The sequence below is a fragment of the Rhizobium sp. P44RR-XXIV genome (assembly GCF_001999485.2).
Taxonomy (GTDB): Bacteria; Pseudomonadota; Alphaproteobacteria; order Rhizobiales; family Rhizobiaceae; genus Rhizobium.
In genome coordinates, this window is the sequence record NZ_MPVZ02000029.1 from 798755 (window position 1) to 818214 (window position 19460).

The 19460-nt window shown below is 58.3% G+C and carries 14 protein-coding genes and 1 pseudogene; 8 read left to right on the forward strand and 7 right to left on the reverse strand.

Annotation, left to right across the window (positions count from 1 at the left end):
- Positions 1-51: 51 nt before the first annotated feature.
- The 3 genes and pseudogenes from BSK43_RS29720 to BSK43_RS29730 all read right to left on the reverse strand — a co-directional run bounded on the left by BSK43_RS29720 (position 52) and on the right by BSK43_RS29730 (position 4561).
- Positions 52-2109 (reverse strand): glycosyltransferase, encoded by a 2058-nt coding sequence (locus BSK43_RS29720; protein WP_077467140.1) that lies wholly within the window; start codon positions 2107-2109, stop codon positions 52-54.
- Complete coding sequence (locus BSK43_RS29725; RefSeq protein WP_077467141.1) at positions 2106-3365, reverse strand: glycosyltransferase family 4 protein; 1260 nt, start codon at positions 3363-3365, stop codon at positions 2106-2108. Before BSK43_RS29725 ends, BSK43_RS29720 begins: the two co-directional genes overlap by 4 nt.
- Before the next feature lie 282 nt (positions 3366-3647).
- Positions 3648-4561, reverse strand: a pseudogene (locus BSK43_RS29730) (DMT family transporter).
- 201 nt (positions 4562-4762) lie between these two features.
- Here BSK43_RS29730 and BSK43_RS29735 point away from each other — a divergent pair.
- Entirely contained in the window at positions 4763-6865 is a 2103-nt protein-coding gene (locus BSK43_RS29735) for a GGDEF and EAL domain-containing protein (protein WP_077467142.1), read from the forward strand.
- A 33-nt stretch (positions 6866-6898) separates the two neighbouring features.
- Here BSK43_RS29735 and BSK43_RS29740 read toward each other — a convergent pair whose 3' ends face one another.
- From BSK43_RS29740 to BSK43_RS29755, 4 genes are all read right to left on the reverse strand, one after another.
- Entirely contained in the window at positions 6899-8020 is a 1122-nt protein-coding gene (locus BSK43_RS29740) for a lactonase family protein (protein ID WP_077467143.1), read from the reverse strand.
- A gap of 65 nt (positions 8021-8085) precedes the next feature.
- Complete coding sequence (gene kdgD, locus BSK43_RS29745) at positions 8086-8988, reverse strand: 5-dehydro-4-deoxyglucarate dehydratase (protein ID WP_077467144.1); 903 nt, start codon at positions 8986-8988, stop codon at positions 8086-8088.
- A 38-nt stretch (positions 8989-9026) separates the two neighbouring features.
- Positions 9027-10001: a mannonate dehydratase gene (locus BSK43_RS29750; protein ID WP_077467145.1), complete on the reverse strand. Its 975-nt coding sequence runs from the start codon at positions 9999-10001 to the stop codon at positions 9027-9029.
- A 64-nt stretch (positions 10002-10065) separates the two neighbouring features.
- Entirely contained in the window at positions 10066-10779 is a 714-nt protein-coding gene (locus tag BSK43_RS29755) for a FadR/GntR family transcriptional regulator (protein ID WP_077467146.1), read from the reverse strand.
- Positions 10780-11069: 290 nt separating this feature from the next.
- Here BSK43_RS29755 and BSK43_RS29760 point away from each other — a divergent pair, with 290 nt between their 5' ends.
- From BSK43_RS29760 to BSK43_RS29790, 7 genes are all read left to right on the forward strand, one after another.
- Positions 11070-12548 (forward strand): sugar ABC transporter ATP-binding protein, encoded by a 1479-nt coding sequence (locus BSK43_RS29760; RefSeq protein ID WP_068392330.1) that lies wholly within the window; start codon positions 11070-11072, stop codon positions 12546-12548.
- Positions 12549-12602: 54 nt separating this feature from the next.
- Complete coding sequence (locus BSK43_RS29765; RefSeq protein WP_077467147.1) at positions 12603-13607, forward strand: sugar ABC transporter permease; 1005 nt, start codon at positions 12603-12605, stop codon at positions 13605-13607.
- An 86-nt stretch (positions 13608-13693) separates the two neighbouring features.
- The gene (locus BSK43_RS29770) at positions 13694-14683 is read left to right on the forward strand and encodes a substrate-binding domain-containing protein (RefSeq protein WP_068392325.1); all 990 of its coding nucleotides are present in this window, start codon (positions 13694-13696) and stop codon (positions 14681-14683) included.
- 62 nt (positions 14684-14745) lie between these two features.
- Positions 14746-15519: an SDR family oxidoreductase gene (locus BSK43_RS29775; protein WP_077467645.1), complete on the forward strand. Its 774-nt coding sequence runs from the start codon at positions 14746-14748 to the stop codon at positions 15517-15519.
- 33 nt (positions 15520-15552) lie between these two features.
- On the forward strand, positions 15553-16545 hold the full coding sequence (locus BSK43_RS29780) for a dihydroxyacetone kinase subunit DhaK (protein WP_077467148.1): 993 nt from the start codon (positions 15553-15555) through the stop codon (positions 16543-16545).
- Positions 16546-16559: 14 nt separating this feature from the next.
- Positions 16560-17201 (forward strand): dihydroxyacetone kinase subunit DhaL, encoded by a 642-nt coding sequence (gene dhaL, locus BSK43_RS29785; protein WP_077467646.1) that lies wholly within the window; start codon positions 16560-16562, stop codon positions 17199-17201.
- Between the two features lie 140 nt (positions 17202-17341).
- Entirely contained in the window at positions 17342-19438 is a 2097-nt protein-coding gene (locus BSK43_RS29790) for a bifunctional sugar-binding transcriptional regulator/dihydroxyacetone kinase subunit DhaK (protein WP_077467149.1), read from the forward strand.
- The last annotated feature ends 22 nt before the right edge of the window (positions 19439-19460 follow it).

Below are 19460 nucleotides of genomic sequence, written 5' to 3' on the forward strand. Positions count from 1 at the left end.
TTGGGACAGATTGCAGCCTCGTCATCACTGGTATTCACGTCGATCGCGTAATTATAGCTCGGGGAGCGCGGCGTCAACGAGATCAATATGATCTTGAGACACCAGCCAGCTACGAGCCGACGGCTGTTTCTGCGCATCAAAGATTACGGTCAGACGCAGCGATATTAAGCGGGCGGCAGCCGCTGCTAGCGCGATCCTGCCGACATCCTCGTCCGAAACGACGAGCCGCTCAAATCCTTCCTGAAGCACGAACCTCGAGAGCGATGTGATTATCTTAGGTGGAAGTGAGGCATAAATACCCGCCCAATCATCGCCGGGCCTAATGTCGAAATTTACCAGCGATGGCGCTTGCGCATAGTTGACAGCGCCAACGGTAAAATGGGTTTGGCGGTCATCCAGCGCTAGGTTTTCTCCGCCGTGCTCGGTGAATATCGGCTTCAGATCATCCAGAAAACTTGTCAAGACAAGCGTCTGGGTATCGGGATAAAGGGTTGAAATCATTTGCGGCGCAGCGACCGAAGCGGAAACCCTAGCAATTAATCGGTGTTGAGCAACCTCGTTATTCGGGTCGACGGAAGACCTGGCTTGCATGACGTTCAGTCGTGTATTTTCATATTCAAGCCGCGCGATTTGTCGCTTCAAACTGGCTTTCTCTGCGTAAAGGGCGTGCATTTCGTGATGGAGACTGCGCATACGCGGGACCTTCAGCACTAGTCGCCGCAGGAGGCCTTTCATCTTAACCCGAAAATGAGCTCGCCGCCGGCGAATCGCTGAACCCACCGTTCGCGCAAGCCAAATCGACGACGTATAGCGTTCTGATTTTGCAAGTTGGGCTGCAACGAAGTTCGCAGCGCCCCTTTCGTCGGCATGATTTTGTAGACGTGCACTATCTGTATCTTCAACTGTAGAAGCGCCAATGAAGGCATTGAAAGCACGTTCCATTGACTCCAGGGTGAAGTCTTTGAGAAACGCAGCGTGTGCATTCAATGCCATCGATCGATAGCCGTCCGGATTGGAAATGAGCCTCTCCAATTCGTTATATATGGCACTAGCATTTAGCTTCTCAGCCACGAGGCCACATTGTCTGCTCTTTATATAGTGAGCGGGAGCCGAGTAAGCCGGTCCATGAAATACGATAGGGCGGCCTGCGGCGAGATAAAGCACCAGCTTGCTAGGGAAGCTATACAGCGACACTTCCTTCATTCCTGGATCGAAGGGGTAGGGACAGTAAAGGAGATCGCATTGCGACAAAACAGACGCTGCGTCCGGCTGGGATTTCCAACCGAGGAAAGAAATATGCGCGTCAACGCCGCCCGGGGGACGTTGGGGACCCAGCACAACAATACGGACCGGCCTGCCGGCTATTGTCCAACCGGAAGACTGCATAGCCCGAAGTAATTGCAACCATTCACCGGCCGCGTAAAACTGGCCAGCCATACCGATCAAAATGGGCCTGCGTTTATCTTCCACAACCTCCGAGAAATGGGCCATAGATCGAGCGTGGCTCGAAATGACTGGCACCGCATTCACCTTGAACCGGTCTCGATAGAGTTGCGCCATAGGCTCCGATGCCGTTGCAATGCATCGGCTGTTTTGAATGGCTTGATCGAATAACGACTGAACGCGACGAGAGGTCAGTCCGTCAATACGATTAGCTTTGGCCCACCAACTGAACGGATCCCATACATGAGTATGAAGCGGAACACCCAATTTGTCCGCCACCGACTGCGCCATGCGGATTGTCGTCTGCCCTTGTAGTACGGCCCAAACGCGATCGACGTTTTGTTCACGGCCGAATGCAACGGCCTTATCGATCAGGGACCGAACGGCCGTCCTTTCTATAAAGAATTCCCCGGCAAGCGACACAAGGGAAGACACCTTACGGATGAAACGCCGCTTTGGCAGCCAAGACCAGTTCTCGTTAGGCTTGGCATGGATTTCGGTCGGTATATTTGCAAACTCCGACGTGGTTCGAATATCAAGCCCTGCATTTACAACAGCGAAACAGCAAATGCCATCGCGTGGCACGAAACGCACCATTGCCGACAGCACAAGTCCCGCTGTGTAATTATCGCAAGGCGGGATATCAGAGAGCAAAAGTATCTTCATAGCTGCATTTCTGCACAATCACCCGATTTTTCTTGGGATAAAACACGCTTGTAGAGTTGCGCAGTCAAAAGCGCCTGGTCGCGAATATCGTAATGTTTTTCCGCTAACATGCGAGAAAGCTCTCCCCGCTTCTCACACTCAGCTGGATCCCGCACCAACCGCTCAATCGCGCGAGCCAGCTCACTAACATCACCATGCGGAACAGATAAGCCAGCGCGAGGGGCGAAGGTGACCTGTGGAAGCGATGTCCCTTCAAAAGATAGAACTGGTCGAGCGCAAGCCATAGCCTCGATTGCCATGAGACCGAAAGCCTCTGCTGTGGAAGGCATGGCGAAAAAATCACAAGCCGCGTAGGCGTCCTGCAGCAGCTCTTCATCGTTCGACCAGCCAAACTCGATAATCTGATGTTTCCCGATAAAGCGATCGAAGTGACCGGGTTCCTGCAAGGAGATAATGCAAAGCCTAAGATCGGGGCTCAGCTGCTCAAGAGCCGCTACAAACTGGGCAAGTCCCTTGAACTGAGTTGAAGACGACCGCAAAAATATAACGGAGCGATCGGGGAATATTCCGAGCTTGTTTCGTGCCAACATCCTATCTGCTGGCCTGTATTTCTGAAGATCGAGACCGAATGGAATTACATTAAAATTAAAGTGCTTTGCCAGTGGAGAGGTCGAAGCCATTTCGCGCATCCACTCCGATGCAACCACGACCTCTGCTTTAACTTTTTTATAGATTTTGTTTTTCCAGGCAAATTGTTCTGCCGTCTTGTCGTGCCGCATGGCGAACGGAATATTGAGGTCCGGACAGGAGCCGCAACCCTGCCTCCAGCGCGTACAGTGCAAGGGATAGATACAATGGCCAGTCATAGGCCATGGGTCATGCCAGGTCCACACAGTTGGCTTGCGCCGAGTGAGAAATGGCAGAGCCGAGAAACTGAAATAGCCATCGTGAATGATATGCAGATGCGCGATGTCGGCCTCGCGAACTTTTGCGTGATAAGGCAACGTCCATGAATGTGGTTGCAGGCGCGCGTGGAGCGAAAGCCGATTCTCGATTTGCATTAAACCACGCGTAACGATACGGCTGCCTGGATAATCAAAGGCTTTAGACACAAAATCCGCGTCCGATTGTTTATTCCAATAGACAAGTTGCGAAGTCGCGATCCCGTGTGTTTGCAGATATGGCCTAAGATCAAAACCATTAAACCGTCGGCCAATCAGATCCCCAGAGTTGATTTGCACCGCCTTAATCGTCATAGCGACTCCGCATATATTAAAACTTCATCACCTTCATACGCCGGTATCAGTTAGCCGATCGTCGTGTAAAGTGTGGTCGTCGCCTCCGCGAGCCAATACACCATGTGAAAATGCCCGAATACACATATTCGGCGTGTGCCAACACACAAAAGTGTTCAAAGAAAGATTTTAGGGGCGCAGACCAAACTCGAAGACGCTCTTAGGCAAATCAAAGCCGATCGTGGTTATTTCCATCGGAAGGATGCGTCCCATCAGAAACCCAGTCTCGGGCAGCGCCCTGCCTCAATGCCCATCCCGCGGGACGGCATCCTTGGGTATGGTGTCGGTGAGGTTCTTCCGGTGGAAGATGAAGAGGCCGGCGAGCACGATGACGACCGATCCGACGATGATCTGAGCGTCTGGAATATCGCCGAAGAAGAGAAAACCCAGCGCGATCGCCCAGATCAGCAGGCTGTATTGCAGCGGCGCAAGCAGCGATGCGGGCGCGAGCTTCAACGATCGGGTGATCATCATATGGGCACTGCCCGCAACGACGCCGAGTGCAAGCATGGCGGCGTAATCGAGTGTCGATGCCGAACGCCAGTTGCCGATGCTCAGCACAATGCCCGTAGCGAGAGCGGCAACCGTCTGCCATGCAACGAGTGTCGCGTCGCTGGTCTGCCGGAGCCGCCGGCTCAGGACCAGAGTCAGCGCGAAGGCGAGACTGCGCCAAGGCCGAAAATCGATGGCCAGGAGAGCATTGCCGCTGAAGGTCTCAAGGCGATCAGCACACCGACAAAGCCGACCAGAACCGCCAGCCAGCGCCGCCAGCCTATCCGTTCACCCAGGAAGAAATGCGAAATCGCGGCAACGTAGATGGGGCCTGCCATGTAGAAGGTCATGACATCGGCAAGCGGGAGATAGGCGACTGCAGCATAGAAAAGAGCGACATCGGCGGTCGTCATGACGACCCGCAGGATCTGCAATGGCGGCCGCTCCAGCCGAAACAGAGCATCGCTTCCCTGCCTCGCGATCATCGGCGCGAGGATGATGAAGGAACCGAACGAGCGTATCACCAGGATTTGGCCGACTGAAAAACTAGCAACCAGCCATTTGCCCATGGCATCGTTCAGCGAAAACATGAAATCGCCGAAAAGCATGAGAAGCACGCCGGCAAGCACGAGATTGCCGCTCGTGCCGGCTTTGCGAACGTTCATGATATTTCCTTTTGCGATTCCCGGCTTCTCTCTTGCCCGGCTTTAGCCGGTTTTACCCCCGGCACGCAAGGCGCGCTTCAACCATCACGGTACGCCTCAATCGTTGTAAACCTTTGCCTATGAGCGTTAAAATGGCTCTGAGCTTTCATGCTTGCATAACTGCTTGCCGATATTGTCTGTCTGCCAAGTGAGAGAACATTGATGATGCAGCAGCCGGGTAAATCGTCGAAATCAACAGACGTGGATCCGAACGGTGAGAACCGGCATGTTCGGGAGTTGTTCGAATTGCTCCAGGCTCAGTATCTAGCGCTGAGCGAGCGATATGAATGGCTCGAGGCGATGATCAACTATGTCCCTGATTTCATCTACGCCAAGGATAGAGAGGGCCGTTTCCTCTTCGCCAATCAGGCCATCGTCGCGAATAACGGCTTTCTGGATGTCGAAGAGCTGATTGGCCTCACGGACGCGGAAATTCACCCGATGGCCGATGCTGAAAAGATCGACGCAGTCGAGCAACGTGTCATGGAGACGGGCAAGCCCGATCTAGGCGTCGAAGAACGGCGCATGAAGGGCGAAGGATGGCTGATGATGTCCCGCGTGCCGCTGCGGGACCGAAACGGTATTATCATCGGCGTGGTGGGAGCATCCCGCGATATCACCGCCCGCAAGCGGGCAGAGGAGCTGATGAGCGCGCAGACCAAGCTTCTGCAGGATGTCGCCAGAGGAGTCGAGCTTTCCTCTTTTCTCAAGGACGCTCAGATGCTCCTTGAGCGGCTGCTGGACGGGAGGCACGTCAGCTTCGCCGTCGATGGCGGCCAAACGGAATCTATTGCAGAAGGCGCCATGGAATTCCCGATCTTTTCGCGGGATGGCGGCAGGCACGGAACCCTGGTCGCCGAGAGAGCCAATGGCGACGAAAAGGGCCTCATGGAATTTCTTGCCGGTGTGGCTCAGACGGTGGGAATCGCCATTGATCGACATCAGGATATCGCTCATATCGCCTATCTTGCCGAACATGATGCACTGACCGGCCTGCCAAACCGCACCCGGCTCGATCGCAAACTTGCCGAATTGCTGGAAAAGGCCGCGCAGGAACAAAAGTGCGTAGCCGTCGCCTTTGTCGATCTGGATAATTTCAAGCTGGTCAACGACAATCTCGGACATGCGGCTGGCGATGAGTTGTTGAAAGTCGTCGCCCAGCGAATATCAGCCCGGATCGGAAACAGTGGCATCGTATCGAGGATCGGCGGTGATGAATTCATAATTGTCCTGACGGAGAATCTCGACCCCGTTTCTCGAAGGTTGCGTGCCATTCTCGAAGGCATCTCTGAGCCGCTGACCATCGATGGCGTCGAAATTCGGGTCACTTGCAGCATGGGCGTGGCATGCTCCACTGAACATGGTGACACAGCGTCCGAACTCTTCGCCAATGCCGATATGGCGCTCTATCGCGCAAAGGAATCTGGCCGCAATGGCATTCAGATGTTCAATGCCGCCATGGGGGAAGAGGCTCGCAACAAGCTGACCCGCATCGACGAACTACGGCGCGCGGTGGAGCGGGACGAGTTCGTACTCCACTATCAGCCGCAGAAAGACATCCGCACCGGAAATGTGATCGGTGTCGAGGCGCTGGTGCGATGGCAGCACCCGGTCGAAGGCTTGCTGCTGCCGGGTGCTTTCATACCTCTGGCTGAGGAAACCGGGCTCATCGTTGCGATCGGCGATATCGTGCTGCGGAAAGCTTGTCAGCAAGCCCAGGTCTGGCAGGACCGAGGCCTTGCGGCACTGCGAGTGGCTGTGAACGTATCCGCACGCCAGTTTCTGGAGAAGTCCTTGACACATCAGGTGGCCTCCGCGCTGAAATCTGCCGGGCTTGATCCACAATGGCTTGAACTTGAGCTGACGGAGAGCCTGATCATGCATGACGTGGAAGGCGCCATAGAGCGCATGCACGAGCTGAAGCAGCTCGGCGTCAGCCTTGCGATCGATGATTTCGGCACGGGATATTCGAGCCTGAGTACCCTTCGACGCTTTCCTCTGTCCCGCCTGAAGATCGACAGATCGTTCATTGCCGATATTCCGAGCAAGACCGGTGACATGGCGATCACCTCCGCCATTGTGTCGCTTGGCAGAACGCTTGAGCTGGAAGTCGTCGCCGAAGGTGTGGAAACCGAAGAACAGGCGCATTTCCTGGCCGGCGCCGGATGCGAGATGTTCCAGGGTTACCTGTTTGCCAGACCCCTGCCCGCTTCCGAGGTCGAGGAGTTGATCGCCGGGATGGCTATTCTGACAGATCGCGGCTGAGCTGCCCCGGTGGTACAGGATCGCGCGGCCGGGTCAGGGAAACGCTACGATTTCGATCCAGTTCGCACCGGCACTGACCGGATATCGTCCGGCGGGAGTCAAAACACCGTCGGTCGGGTCAATGGCGTAGACGGATAGTCTGTCGGATTTTTCGCCCGATGCCACCAGGAACCGGCCCGACGGTTCGATGCGGATACCGCGAGGTTGCTGCTCCGTCGGGTAATTGGTGACATAGGTCAGCCTGCCGTCGGGCTCCCCCACGCGAAGGAGTGCGATCGTGCTGGTCGTCCGCTCGGTCGTATAGAGGAATTTGCCGTTTGGCGTGATGCCGATATCCGCCGCCCAGACCCTCGGCTTGCCGTCCTCCACAGGAGCCGTGATGGGCGTCGCAAAGTTGGATGAGGCTGGTGCCGTTGGTGCAATGCCGGGAGATAGTCCGGCATCGACCGGAACGGAGGCGATGCTTTCGACCTCGGTCAATGTTCCCCGGACGGCATCCAGCGCGTAGTGAATGACATGGCCGGTCAGCTCGGTCAGGACATAGATCGACTTATTGTCCGGAGACACGACGATGTGGCGCGGACCAAAGCCGGCCCTGGTGGCGACCTGCGGCGGGTCGTTCGCGGTCAGCAAGCCGGTTTCGGCATTGAGGATGAATTGCAGCACGGCATTGGAACCGAGATTGGTCGCAAAGACGTATTTGCCGCTCCTGTCGCTCACAATCGAATGTGCGTTACGACCCGTCGGGATCACTTGCCCCGCGTCTTCACTGACGAGCCCATCCCTGCCGATTGAAAGGGCGGCGATCTTGTTGCCGCCATATGATGCGGCAAGCAGCAGCTTGCCGGATGGATCGGTGGAGATGTAGGCCATGTTGTCGGGCAAGACGGCAACGCCTTGTTGGGTCAGCCCGCCCGCCGTGCGGTCGATCGCCAGTGTCAACACCCGGTAGGGCTCTGCACGGATGACAGCGTAGAGATGCGTTCTGTCCGGACTGACGGCCATTGGCATGACCATTTTGCCGGCTTCGAAGGCCGAAACCGGCTTCAGCGCGCCAGTCGCCTCATCCATCTCATAGATATCGATCGTCCCGGCGGTCGCCGCCGCGACATAGACCAAGGTCCGGGCCGGTCCTGCGGCCGAAGCTTCAATCATGGGTCACCTCACCAGAACATCGACTGCCGACTCCGCCGGCAGCCATAGGAGTCTTCTAGCAAATATCACGCGGCGACGGCGATGATCTTTTCCAGCGCGGCCAACTCGTCCGCTGTCAGGTCGGTCAAAGGCGGCCTCACCGGGCCTGGATCCTTGCCGAGAACATGGAGCCCCGCCTTGATGATCGACACGGCATAGCCCTTCTTGCGATTACGCAAGGTTACGAGCGGGAAGAAGAAGCGCTTGAGGATATCGTCTACCACTGCCTGATCGCCGCGGCGCAGAGCTGTATAGAAGCGCTGTGCCAGCGCGGGCACGAAGTTGAAAACCGCCGAAGAATAGGTCGTCACGCCGGCACCAAAATAGGCCTGGGCATAGACTTCGTGAGTCGGCATGCCGCCGACATAGACCAGGCGATCCCTAAGGGTCGTGGTGATCTCGATGACCTTGTCGACATCGCCGACACCATCCTTGAAGCCGATGAGGTTCGGGCATTCGTCAGCAAGCCGCTTCAGGCTTTCGGCAGTGAGTACGGCATTGTCACGGTTGTAGACGATAACGCCGATGCCGACGGCCTGGCAGACCGCCTTCACATGCGCGATGAGACCGGCCTGCTCGGCAAACATCAGATAGGGCGGCAAAAGCAGCAGCCCGTCGGCGCCCGCTTTCTCGGCCGACTTGGCGATTTCGACGGCAAGCGAGGTGCCGTAACCTGTTCCGGAAATGATCGGTGTATTGCCGGCAGAAGCCTTGGCGGCACGCACCACCTGGGGGGTCTCGGAAGGGTTAAGAGAGAAGAATTCGCCGGTGCCGCCGGCTGCAAAAAGTGCTGCCGCATCATAGCCCGCCAGCCACTCGACATGGCTGCGATATTTGGCCTCGTCGAATGTCAGGTCCTGCTTAAAATGCGTGACGGGAAAAGACAGCAAACCGCTGCCAACCGCCTGCTTCAATTCATTCGGGTTCATGGCGAAATCCTTCTGTGGATCAATAGGCTGAGAATGTCTCAGGCCTGTTCGAGCGATTGAACGAGGGCGGCGATGTAGCCGTAGCAAAAGGCAAAGGCGACGCCGGTGGGGTCGCGGCCGCTGATCGTTGGAACGTGATCGGGCATCAGCATGTAGCGATAGCTGACTTCCTTGTAGATCCGGGCAGAGCGAACCATGTCCATGTCGCCCTCCTCCGGGAACGTCTCCATGAAGGACAGCTTGCCGCCCCGGATGTTGCGGAAGTGGACGTTGAAGATCTTGTCGCGCGTGCCGAACCAGCGGATGACGTCGTCGATCTCTTCACGCGGATTGTCGAGCATCTCGCCAATCGAGCCCTGGCAGAAGTTCAGCCCGTGATAGGGGCTTTCGCGCATGAGCACGAACTTCTTTAGCCCCTCCACCGTGCCGAGAACACGCGTAACACCACGATAGCCCGGCGGCGTATAGGGATCGTGCGGATGGCAGGCGAGACGGACGCGATTGCTTTCCGCTACAGGGACTACGCGCTCCAGAAAATAGTCGATCCGCTCCCAGTTCTCGTCTTCCGACAGCACACCAGCTAGGCCGGGGGGCGCCTGATGGTCGGCCTTCTCCCAGCGGAAGCTGGCATTCATCGAGCCCCCTCGCCCCGGCTCGTCCGGCGTGCGCGGAATGCCGATGAGGTTGAGATTATACTTCACGGAGGGAATGCCGGCGCTAGCGGCATCCTCGATCAGCTTGCAGACGGCGTCGATCTGCCGGTCGCGATCTGGTCCGGCAAGCAGAATATCGGGGTAGGAAGCCTTCTCGATCGGCTGCGATGGCAACGGAAGCTGGATCATATCCAGGATCAGGCCGAAACTTTCGATCTTGTCGCGATGGCGCTTGAGGTCAGACAAAGTCCAGCTGTCAGGCTTCCCCGGCGGATCAGCGCAGATACGCTTCAGCCCCAACTGTCTGAAAACCCGATAGTCGTCATCGTCCCGTGCTTCGACCTGCGTTCCTACATACACCTGCCGCATCTCCCCTGAGATTTATATCATATGACATAATATGACTTGTGTTGCGAGTCGAGCCTTATTGCTGCTGTTCGGCAAGGAAACGATAGCGCCGCTGGCTTGCCATCATATGAGCCCGCATCGCCTGGCGCGCGCGCTCCGGGTCCTGATCTGCAATCCCGGCCAGGATCTCCGCGTGCTCCGCATGAACCTTCTCCAGATAGGTCCGATCATTGGCTTCGGGCAGGGTTGGGAACTGGCCGCGCGGGATGGTGCGTGCCCCGAAATGCCGGAGAACATCGACGTAGAAACGGTTGTTGGTGGCGATGGCAACAGCCAGGTGGAATTCGTAATCCGCCTCCACGGTCGGAAGCCCCTGCTCGATCAGCGTCGCCATTTTGCGATTGGCGGCGGCGATCGCGGCCTCCTGCTCGGCCGTCCTGCGATAGGCCGCAATCGCCGCCGCCTCACCTTCGGCGGCCATGCGAAATTCCAGCAATTCCAGGGTTTCCGGAATGCTTCGGATCTCAACCGGGGTCAACATCAATCCTGGACGAGCTGTCGCCTCGGCAACGAACACGCCCTTGCCCTGCATCGGCTTGACGAGCCCGGCGGCGCGGAGATCAGCGATCGCCTCGCGCACGACCGTGCGGCTGACCCCGTAAGTCGCCTCCAACTGAGGCTCGGTCGGAAGCTGGTCGCCTACCCGAAGATGACCCGCTTCAATCTGCGCACGCAACTTGTCAATGACTTGCTGCGCCAATCTCTGCCGGCCACCGCTGACTGATGTCATTCCCTACCTCTCAATCACTTGCCCAAAGGCGACCATTCCGCCGGTCAGTCAAACGATCCAAAAACTCATAATATGACATCAACCTATCATAGTGAAGCGCCTTCCAACAGGGCCTCCGTGCACTGGAAACACAGCAGATAGCACCATCCCGCGAGAGCGCTTTGTCGATTTCAAAATCACCATATTGACATTTGTCGAAAGCATCTCGAATATTGTCAACATTGGTGCTGAGAGACGATAATCGGCTTCGGCCGGCCATTCGGCGCAGCATCGGGAGTGCGGAGGGGAACGTGGAATTCCTGCTTGAAGTAGAGGGGCTGAAGAAGTCCTTTGGCGGTGTCGCCGCGTTGCGAGATGGGCGCTTTCAGTTGCGCGCCGGCTCGGTCCACGCCTTGTGCGGCGGCAACGGCGCGGGCAAGTCGACGTTCCTGAAGATCCTCATGGGCATTCACAAGCGCGATGCCGGCTCCATTCGCCGCCGCGGCAAGGACGTGGATTACGCCAGCCCCGCCGAAGCGCTCGCCGCCGGTATTGCCATCATCGAGCAGGAACTCAGCCCGATCCCTCATATGACGGTTGCGGAGAACATCTATCTCGGCCGCGAGCCGTCGGCCCGTTTCGGCGGCATCGATTTCAAGACGATGAACCGCAACGCCCAGGCGCTACTCGACCGGCTGCAATTCAATATCCGCGCCACGCAATTCATGATGAACCTCTCTGTGGCACAGGTTCAGCTCGTCGAGATCGCCAAGGCGCTCAGTCACGATGCCGAAGTGATCTTCATGGACGAGCCGACATCGGCCATCGGCGAGAAGGAAGCGCAGCAGCTGTTTGCGACCATCGAGCGGCTGAAGGCCGAGGGCAAGGGCATCGTCTATGTCTCGCACCGGCTTTCGGAAATCTTCCAGATCGCCGATTCCTACACGGCCTTCCGCGATGGCTCCTATGTTGGCAGCGGTGCGCTCGCCGATATCGACCGGCCCGGCCTTATCCGCATGATCGTCGGCCGCGAGCTCGGCGAGGAATATATCAAGACCAACGTGCCGACAGACACGCCCGGACTGGAAGTCTCGGATCTGACGGCCGCAGGCAAGGTGAACGATATCTCCTTCACGGCCCACAAGGGCGAGATATTCGGCATTTACGGGCTGATGGGCTCGGGTCGCACCGAGATCTTCAACTGCATCTTCGGTCTCGATGCCACCGGCTCCGGAAACATAAAGCTCGGTGGACAGCCGATCACTGTGCGCAAGCCGGCGGAGGCCATGCAGCACGGCATCGCCTTCGTGACCGAGGACCGTAAGTTGACCGGGCTCAATCTCATCGACAGCGTGCGCAATAACATCTGCCTGGCGAGCCTGCCGGAAATGAGCCCGCGTTTCTCGATGGATCGGCGAGCCGAGGCGGAGGCCAGCCAGGAGATGATCAAACATTTCGGCATCAAGGCGGCGCGCGACAGCATGCCGGTCTCGGGTCTCTCTGGCGGCAACCAGCAGAAGGTCGTGCTCGGCAAGTGGTTCCTGCGCAAGCCGAAGGTACTCCTTTTGGATGAACCGACGCGCGGCGTCGATGTCGGCGCCAAGCGCGAAATCTATCGCATCATCTGCGACTTCGCTGCCGAAGGCGGCACGGTCATCATGATCTCATCGGAAATAGACGAAGTGCTCGGCATGTCCGATCGCATCCTGGTGATGCGTCAGGGCCGCTCCGCGGGAATTCTCAAGAGGGAGGAGGCCGACGCGCAATCGCTCGTGCATCTGTCGACCTGAATACGGCAGGCATGAAGCTCAAAAGAATGCGTCCGGCAACAAAAGGTATTCGCAATGTCTGCCACTGAAAACAGCAAGTCCAATTCCTGGTTCGGCTCCGACCGGCGCCGATTGATCATCCAGGAATATGGAATCTTTCTCGCCTTCCTTCTGCTCGCGATCGTCCTCTCATTTTCGAATGAGTACTTCCTGACGGCCGGCAACATCTCCAACGTGTTGCTGCAGACCTCGATCAACGGCGTTCTGGCGATCGGCATGACATTCGTCATTCTGACACGCGGCATCGATCTTTCCGTCGGCTCGGTCGTTGCGCTGACCGGCATCGTCAGCGCCAGTTTCGCCACGACCTCTGCAACCGCTGGCATCCTCGGCGCGCCATATCCGCCTTATGTCGCCCTGTCTGTGGGAATACTGGTCGGCGTTGCCTGCGGCGCTGTCGTCGGCCTCATCGTTTCGCGCTTCGCCGTCCCCGCCTTCGTCGCAACGCTCGGCATGCTCTCGGCGGCGCGCGGCCTGACACTGATCTATGGTGGCGGCAAGCCGGTTCCGGCTCTCACGCCAGATTTCCGCTGGATCGGCACTGGCAATGTCTTGTCCATTCCGATGCCGGTCATCCTGCTGGCCATCGTCTTCATCGTCGCCTGGTGGGTCCTCAATCGCACCCGCTTTGGCCGGTATATCTATGCCGTTGGTGGCAATCCGCACGCCGCCATTACCTCGGGCATCAATGTCAGCAAGCTGCGCTTCCTCGTTTATGTCATCTCGGGTGGCCTTTCCGGGCTGGCTGGCATGCTGCTTGCTGCCCGCACCGGTTCGGCCTTGCCCCAGGCGGGGATCGCCTACGAACTCGACGCGATCGCCGCTGTCGTCATCGGCGGAACCAGCCTTTCCGGCGGCGTCGGACGCATCACCGGCACGCTCATCGGCGCCCTGATCATCGGTGTGATGAACAACGGTCTCGATCTGATGGGGATCCAATCCTACTACCAGCAGGTCCTGAAGGGCGCCCTCATCGTCGGCGCCGTCATGCTCGACCAAAAGCGAAATCTGGGCGGCTAAGCCCGAAGACATCCTGGTGCTGCGCACCCGGAAACCAAACGGCGCGTCATGACGGCCGCCGGACTTTTCAACGGAGGAGAATTATAATGAAGAAATTACTGATTGCTCTTGCTGCGGCCACCGCACTTCTGGCCTCGCCGACCCTCGCTCAGGAAAAGAAGCTGAAGATCGGCGCAGCGCCTTACGGCCTCAATGCCGAATTCATGCAGATCTGGTCGGCTGCGCTGAAGGAACACCCCGCCGTCAAGAACGGCGATGTCGATCTCACCATCTTCGACGGCCGCTACGATGCTCTCGTCCAGCAGGAGCAGGTCAACACGATGATCACGCAGAAGTTCGATGCGATCATCTTCGTGCCGATCGATATCGAAGCTGCTGCTACCGCGGTTCAGGCTGCCCATGATGCCGGCATCCCGGTCGTCGGCTCCAATACCCGCGTCAATTCCGATCTCCTGACCTCCTATGTCGGCTCCGACGATACGATTTCCGGCTACATGGAAGCCAAGACCGTCCTCGACAAGCTCGGCTGCAAGGGCAATGTCGTTATCCTCGAAGGCCCGGTCGGCCAGTCCGCACAGATCTCGCGCCTGGAAGGCAACAAGAAGGCGCTGGCAGAGTGCCCGAATGTGAAGGTGCTGGAAGACCAGACGGCAAACTGGTCGCGTGCCGAAGCCCAGACGCTGATGGAAAACTGGCTGACGTCGCATCCGGGCCAGATCAACGGCGTCATCGGCCAGAATGACGAGATGGCACTCGGCGCGATCGAGGCGATCAAGGCTGCCAAGCTCAACGTTAAGGATTTCGCCATTGCCGGTATCGACGGCATCACCGATGCACTCCATGCCGTCAAGCAGGGTACGATGACCTCCATCCTGCAGGATGCCAGCGCACAGGCACAGGGCGCGCTCGATCTTGCGATCTTCGCCGCCAAGAAGGGCAACTACAAGCCGGAATCGAAGATCTGGACGCAGTATCCGGACATGCCTTTCAATGATGGCAAGGACAAGAACTACAATGTTCCGTGGACCCCGGTAACGGTCGACAACGTCGACAAGCTGCTTGAGACCCGCAAGTAAAATCAATGCGGGTGGGGCGAAGACCTCGCCCCACCCAATTCCCAGCTAGAGGCTTGAACAAGATGACCGAGACATCTCCAGACATTGATTTGAACTTCCCGCTGTCGGGCAAGATCGCCCTCGTCACCGGCGGCGGATCCGGCATCGGCGCCGCGGTCGCAACGGCATTTGCATCCAAGGGCGCAAGGGTCGCCGTTCTCGATATCAATGTCGATATGGCAAAGGCCAAGGCAACCGAAATTGGTGGCGGCGCTGAAGCGTTCGTCTGCGACGTTTCCGATCCCGCCTCGGTCAACAAGGCAGTCAGCGATGTCGTCGGGCACTTCGGCGGCATCGATATTGCTGTCAACAGCGCCGGTGTCGTCTTCCTCGCACCGGCTGAAGATCTGCCGCTAGACTATTGGGATAAAACGATAAACATCAATCTCAAGGGTACATTCCTCGTAACGCAGGCCGTCGGTCGCGCCATGATCGCCGCCGGCAAGGGCGGCAAGATCGTCAACCTCGCCTCGCAGGCCGGCACGGTCGCCATCGAAGAGCATGTCGCCTATTGCGCCTCCAAGTTCGGCGTCATCGGCATGTCCAAGACCTTTGCGGCCGAGTGGGGCAAGCACGGTATCTGCGTCAACACCATTTCACCGACCATCGTTCTGACCGAACTCGGCAAGAAGGCCTGGGCCGGCGAGAAGGGCGAGGCGGCAAAGAAGCGCATCCCGACCGGCCGCTTCGCCTTCCCGCAGGAGATCGCAGCCGCGGCTGTTTTCCTCTCGTCTGCAGGTGCGGACATGATCAACGGCGCCGATCTTCTGATCGATGGCGGCTACACAATTCTTTGAGCGCACGCGCTCGGCAATTCGACAGGAGAGACCATGCAGCGGTTCATCAACAACCCCGATGAAGTCGTTGAAGATACTGTAAAAGGCTTCATCAAAGCGCATTCGGATATCGTCCGTCTGGCCGAAAACCCACGCGTGGTCGTCGCCAAGGATGCACCCCACGCCGGGAAGGTCGGTGTGATCACCGGCGGCGGCTCCGGCCACGAACCGGCCTTCATCGGCTATGCCGGCAAGAACATGCTGGATGCGGTCGCAGTCGGCGAGCTCTTTTCTTCCCCTACGGCCAAGAGTTTTTACGATGCCGTCCGCGAAGCCAATGGCGGCCGCGGCGTGATCTGCCTTTACGGCAACTACGCCGGCGACAACATGAACGTGAAGATGGCGATCAAGCTCGCGGCAAAAGACGGCATCGAAGTCGCGACCGTGGTCGCGAACGATGATGTCTGCTCCGCACCGCCCGAGGAGCGCGAAAAGCGCCGCGGCGTGGCGGGTGAGATCTTCATGTGGAAGGTCGGAGGCGCCAAGGCAGCGACCGGCGCGAGCCTCGAAGAGGTACGCCTTGTCTCGCAGAAGGCGATCGACAGCTGCCGCTCCGTCGGCATCGGTCTTGGCCCGTGCACCCTGCCCGCAGTCGGCCATCCGAACTTCCAGATCGAGCCTGGCACCATGGAAGTCGGCATCGGTCACCACGGTGAGCCCGGCGTTCGTGTCGAGCCTTTGAAGACTGCGGCTGAGATTGCCGAGGACATGTGCCAGATCGTTCTCGACGACCACAATCTGGCCGCCGGAACGGAAGTTGCCGTCCTTGTCTCCGGTCTCGGTGCGACACCGGTCAATGAACTCTACATTTTGAACGACACGATCGAGGCGAAGATCTCCGAACGCGGCCTCAAGATCTACAAGACCTATGTCGGCAATTACTTCACGTCGCTTGAAATGGTCGGCGCAACGCTGACCGTGATGGCGCTCGACGATGAGCTGAAAGAGCTTCTGGATGTCGAGGTTCAATGCACGACATTGCTCTGAAGGGGGACATACATATGCAGACATTCAACAATGCAGCGGCCGGAGACATCGTGCTCGCGATGGCTGAGCGCATCGTCGAGAACCGTGCCTATCTGAGCGAGATCGACGGCAAGATCGGCGATGGCGATCACGGCGTGAACATGGCCAAGGGTTTCGGCATGGCTGCGGAGCGGCTGAAGGGCAAGAACCAATCGCTGGCGGCTTCGCTCGACACGCTGGGCACTGTCCTGATGACCGAGATCGGCGGCTCCATGGGCCCGCTCTATGGCGTCATGTTCACTGAATTTGCCGAGAAGCTTGAAGGCGTCGACGCAATCGACGGCGCCACCTATAGCCGGATGCTGCATGCTGGGCTTGAGGGCATACAGTCGATCGGTTCGGCCAAGCTGGGCGATAAAACGCTGCTCGATACGCTAATCCCGGCCATCGAAGCTTTCGATGCTGCCGATGCCGCCGGCAAATCCTTCGCAGAAGCGCTCGATGCGCTGGTGACAGCCGCCGAGGCCGGACGCGACTCCACGCTCAATCTGGTCGCAAAAATCGGCCGCGCCAGCCGGCTGGGCGAACGTTCGCTTGGCGTGCTGGATGCCGGCGCGACATCCTGCGCCATCATCCTGAAGGAGCTTTCCTCGGGCGCGCGCTCGAGGCTGCAATAGACAGGAACCTCTCATCTCCCAAGGCTGCGCGATCCCGTGACCCTGCACGGGGTCGCGCGCCGCCCGTCCCTCGAAGAAGCGATTGCAAAGATGCGCCATTGCTTTCATCTTCGCGCGGAACAGGGGAACCGTGAATCGTCATGACAGGCAAGGCATCTTCGGTCAGCAAAACGGGTGGAAGCAAGGCGAGCGTGCCGGACGCGCTTGACGCCATGCCGCTGCGCTATGGCGATGACCCCTATGTATGGGCCTGCTGGCTCTATTATGAGGATGGCAAGACGCAGGGCGATATCGCCGAGATCATGGGCATTTCGCGGGCGACCGTGAACAGCTATCTGGCCGATGCCCGCAGCCGCGGCATCGTCAACATCTCGCTCGAGCCTTCGCGCCTGAGTTCGCTTTCCATCGCGCAGGAACTCAAGCGCCATTTCGGACTGCATGACTGTCTCGTCGTGCCGAGCGATGATGGAACACGCCCGCTGATCGATCGTCTCGGCACGGCTGGTGCGCAGGCGATCGCAAAGTTGCTGAAATCCGGCGACACGCTCACTGTTGCCTGGGGCCGAACGGTTCTGGCTATTGCCGAGCAGTCTAACGTTCCGAACTTGCAAGATGTCACCATCGTTCAGGCGACCGGAGGCACTCGGGCGCGCTTTGCCTATACGCCTGAGCTCTGTGCAGCCGCCTTCGCCAATGCCGTCAGCGGCAAGCTGATCAATATTACAGCTCCGGCCATCGTCTCAACCGCCGAAGTACGCGATATGCTGCTGCGCGAACCGCTGATCGAAGATCAGTTTTCAACGCTCGCCAGAGCCAACAAGGCGCTCTTCGGCATATCGTCGCTACGGCCGAACTCGACGATCCATAGCAGTGGCTTCTTCGAATCCGTTTCGCTGCAGGACTATCTCGCCAAGAACGCGGTTGGTGTCGTCGCCGGCCGCTTCATCGATCCGAAAGGCCGGCCGATCGCCGGTCCGCTTGATGATAGAACCATCGGCATCTCCCTCGACATGCTGAAATCGATCGGCATGCGCATCGCGGTCGCCGGCGGCTTTGATAAGGTGCCGGCTATTCTTGCGGCATTGCGCGGCGGCTATATCAACGTCCTCATCACCGACGCGGCGACCGGTCGGGGCATTCTGAACGCTGACGGCGTGACCGAGTTCGACCCGAAGGCAACACAGCGGCCAAGAACGGACAATAGTGTAGCCCTGCCCAGCAGCTATCGCACGCATATCAAGAAATTCCTGAACAATCCCGATGATGTCGTTGACGAAATGCTCGACGGCGTCGTCAAGGCGCACGCGTCATATCTTGCGCCGATCAAGGGCTCGAACCGTGCGTTGGTCGCGCGCAACGGTCCGAGGTCAGGCAAGGTCGGCCTGGTCATCGGTGGCGGCACCGGCCACGAGCCGGGCTTTCTGGGCTATGTCGGCAAGGGCCTGGCCGACGCAGTCGCTGTCGGAAACATCTTTTCGTCGCCACCGCCGACGCCGATCCTCGAATGCACCAAGGCCGCTTCCGGCGGAGAAGGCGTGCTCTTCGTCTATGGCAATTATGCCGGAGATGTCATGAACTTCGAAATGGCTGCCGAATTGGCGCAGGAACAGCAGATCGAGGTCCGCACCGTTCTGACGACCGACGACATCGCATCATCCCCCATAGAGGACAAAGAGGGACGGCGCGGCGTCGCCGGCAATTTCTTCATCTTCAAGATTGCGGGGGCGGCCTGCGATAGAGGCCTGTCGCTCGATGCCTGTGAGGCCGCGACGCGCAGGGCCAATGACAGGACGTTCACCATGGGCGTCGCACTGGAACCCTGCTCCCTGCCGCAGACGCGCCGCCACAATTTCGAGATTGGCCCTGATGATATCGAGTTCGGCATGGGCATTCACGGCGAACGCGGCGTCACCCGCGAGAGAATGATGACCGCCGACGAGATCACGGACCGCGTCATGGACCGTATTTTTACCGAGATGAGACCCGCGGCAGGAGATCGAGTGGCGGTTTTGATCAATTCCTTCGGCGCGACACCGCTGATGGAGCTTTATATATTGTTCCGGCGTGTCGAGCAGAGACTGAGCGCCAAGGATATCAAGATCGAGGCGAATTGGGTGGGACACTACTGCACGTCGCTCGACATGGTCGGTGCATCCATATCCATATTGCATCTCGACCAGGAGCTGACGGAGCTGTTGCACCATCCCTGCGACACCTTCGCTCTGAGGGTCGGATGATCGTATAAGAATGTGCCTGGCG